Source organism: Candidatus Sodalis sp. SoCistrobi, assembly GCF_900143145.1.
GTDB lineage: Bacteria > Pseudomonadota > Gammaproteobacteria > Enterobacterales > Enterobacteriaceae > SoCistrobi.
In genome coordinates, this window is record NZ_FRDB01000336.1 from 1 (window position 1) to 2,010 (window position 2,010).

Annotated in this window: 6 protein-coding genes; all 6 read left to right on the forward strand. The window is 59.5% G+C overall.

Features of this window, described 5'->3' with window-relative positions:
• On the forward strand, positions 1 to 269 hold a 269-nt coding region (locus CINSTRO3249_RS15410), incomplete at its 5' end, for a DUF2586 family protein (RefSeq protein ID WP_125933223.1).
• Positions 266 to 721 carry a phage protein gene (locus tag CINSTRO3249_RS15415; RefSeq protein ID WP_074013864.1) on the forward strand — a complete coding sequence of 152 codons (456 nt, stop codon included), beginning with the start codon at positions 266 to 268 and terminating at the stop codon, positions 719 to 721. The genes CINSTRO3249_RS15410 and CINSTRO3249_RS15415, both read left to right, overlap by 4 nt.
• Before the next feature lie 8 nt (positions 722 to 729).
• Positions 730 to 1,032 (forward strand): phage holin family protein, encoded by a 303-nt coding sequence (locus CINSTRO3249_RS15420; protein WP_074013865.1) that lies wholly within the window; start codon positions 730 to 732, stop codon positions 1,030 to 1,032.
• Positions 1,019 to 1,357, forward strand: a complete 339-nt coding sequence (locus CINSTRO3249_RS15425) for a M15 family metallopeptidase (RefSeq protein WP_074013866.1) — start codon at positions 1,019 to 1,021, stop codon at positions 1,355 to 1,357. Before CINSTRO3249_RS15420 ends, CINSTRO3249_RS15425 begins: the two co-directional genes overlap by 14 nt.
• The gene (locus tag CINSTRO3249_RS15430) at positions 1,357 to 1,728 is read left to right on the forward strand and encodes a hypothetical protein (protein WP_074013867.1); all 372 of its coding nucleotides are present in this window, start codon (positions 1,357 to 1,359) and stop codon (positions 1,726 to 1,728) included. Before CINSTRO3249_RS15425 ends, CINSTRO3249_RS15430 begins: the two co-directional genes overlap by 1 nt.
• A 119-nt stretch (positions 1,729 to 1,847) precedes the next feature.
• Positions 1,848 to 2,010 (forward strand): putative phage tail assembly chaperone (locus CINSTRO3249_RS15440; protein WP_217265408.1); only part of this gene is annotated, 163 nt, incomplete at its 3' end.

Genomic DNA, 2,010 nt, shown 5'->3' on the forward strand with positions numbered 1-2,010 from the left:
TTGCCGATCGCACGTTGAACAGCACGCCGGGCAGTATCGCGGCGCACCAGTCTTATTTTGCCCGCACCCTGCGCGACATGGCGCGCGGCAGCCAGATTAACGGCGCGAGCTTTCCCGGCGAAGTCAAGCCGCCCCAGGAGGGCGACGTGAAAATCGTCTGGCGCAGCGCCACCAAAGTCGAAATTTATCTGGTCATTCGCCCGTATGAATGCCCGAAAGGCATCACCGTAAGCCTGGAAGTTGACCGGACGCTGGAGGATAAAAAATGACATACCGCATTTCGGGTCAGTCGGTGGATTTTAGCCTTGATGGCGATCTGATCCACGCTGAAAAAGTCAGCTTGAGCATTACTGACAATACCGCCGCCGCGCAGACCCAGGGTGTGCCGGATGGTTGTCTTAGCGGTGACGTTGCGGCGGAGGGAGAAATCGAGCTGAGTTCAAAAGCCTTTGCCATCGTCAATGCAAAAGCCCGTGGCGCTGGCAGTTGGCGGGGGATCGCCCCCGTGGATTTGATGTGGTACGCCAAAGCCGGAGAGGAAGAGCTTAAGGTGGAAGCATTTGGCTGCAAGCTTATCGTCAGTGATGTGCTGGATGTCGATCCCAAAGGCGGCAGCGTGATGACCCACAAAATAAAATTCCTTGTCACTTCACCGGATTTTGTCCGCCTGGGCGGTGTGCCCTATCTGGAATCCGCGCTGACACAAAAGTTAACGGGGTAATAAAGACCGTGCAGGAGCATGAAAAAAATCTGGTGTGGCTGCTGCTTATCGGTGCCGCCATCGCCATTGGTCGGGTGCTGAACAGCGACGAACCCATTACCCCCCGGCTGTTTATCGCGCGTGTCGTGCTGGGATCGGCGACCTCCGTCGCGGCGGGGGCGGTGCTTATCCTGATCCCGGGCCTGCCGGTACTCGCTGTAACGGGACTGGGGGCGGCGCTGGGCATTACCGGTCATCAGGCGGTGGAATTGTGGCTGCGGCGCAAAGGCAGCCGTTGGTTATCAGCAAGGGGTCGCCATGACATTGAGTGAAAAGCAGCATCTCTTTGCCGTCAAGGCGGCTCAGCTGATCCTCTGGGCTGACGAACGGGGCTACCGGCTGACGCTGGGGGAAGCCTGGCGCACGCCCGAGCAGGCCGCCCGCAACGCGAAAAGCGGCACGGGCATTGCCCACAGTCTGCATACCCTGCGCCTGGCGCTCGATTTGAACCTGTTTATCAACGGCGACTATCAGACCGACAGCGCGGCGTATTTGCCGCTGGGCGAATACTGGGAAAGCCTGGGCGGGGCCTGGGGCGGTCGATTCTCCCGCCCGGACGGCAATCATTTTAGCCTTGAACATCAGGGCGTGCGCTAATGGACCGTCACGGACTGGCCGCCCTGATGGCCCTGGCTGTGGCCTTTGGGGCCGGCTGGCAGGTGAGCACCTGGCGTCACGACAGCCTGGCGCACGCCGTTGCCGCCGCGTCCACGCAGGCCGCCGAACGCGCACGGCAGGCCATGGAGGCGGTGGCCAGTGAATCCGCCCGCGAGCTGGAGGAAAAACTGGATGCACTACAGCAGGCACAGCCGAAAGAAATCCGTACTGAAGTGGTTAAGCCGGTCTTTACCCGCGTATGCGTGTCTGATGAGTTTGTCCGGCTGTATAACCGCGCCAGCGCCGACGCCGAGCGTACCCTTTCAGGCCGGACTGCTGGTGAAATGCCCGGAAACATTACCCCGCCTTGACGGCACGACAGGCAAGGCGCTGACCGGCCCTTTAGTGGATTATCTGGCGTTATACCCGCCCTGCGCGGCGCGGCATAACCAGTTAGTCAACGAAATTTATCAACGAGAGGCGTTAACCCATGAGTAAAGACAACACAGTAAGCCACATTATTCTCACCATCAAAGGCCAGGAACTGGCGTTTGCCCCCAACACCACCGCCTACAACAGCCTGATTAACGATATGGCGATGGATAACAAGATAGCTCCCACGGTGACCTATTTACGCCGCATTGTGGTCCCGG

Excerpts from the sequence above, each read along its gene's own strand:
- CINSTRO3249_RS15415 (WP_074013864.1), top strand. The coding sequence starts at position 266 with ATGACATACCGCATTTCGGGTCAGTCGGTGGATTTTAGCCTTGATGGC.
- CINSTRO3249_RS15425 (WP_074013866.1), top strand. The coding sequence starts at position 1,019 with ATGACATTGAGTGAAAAGCAGCATCTCTTTGCCGTCAAGGCGGCTCAG.
- CINSTRO3249_RS15430 (WP_074013867.1), top strand. The coding sequence starts at position 1,357 with ATGGACCGTCACGGACTGGCCGCCCTGATGGCCCTGGCTGTGGCCTTT.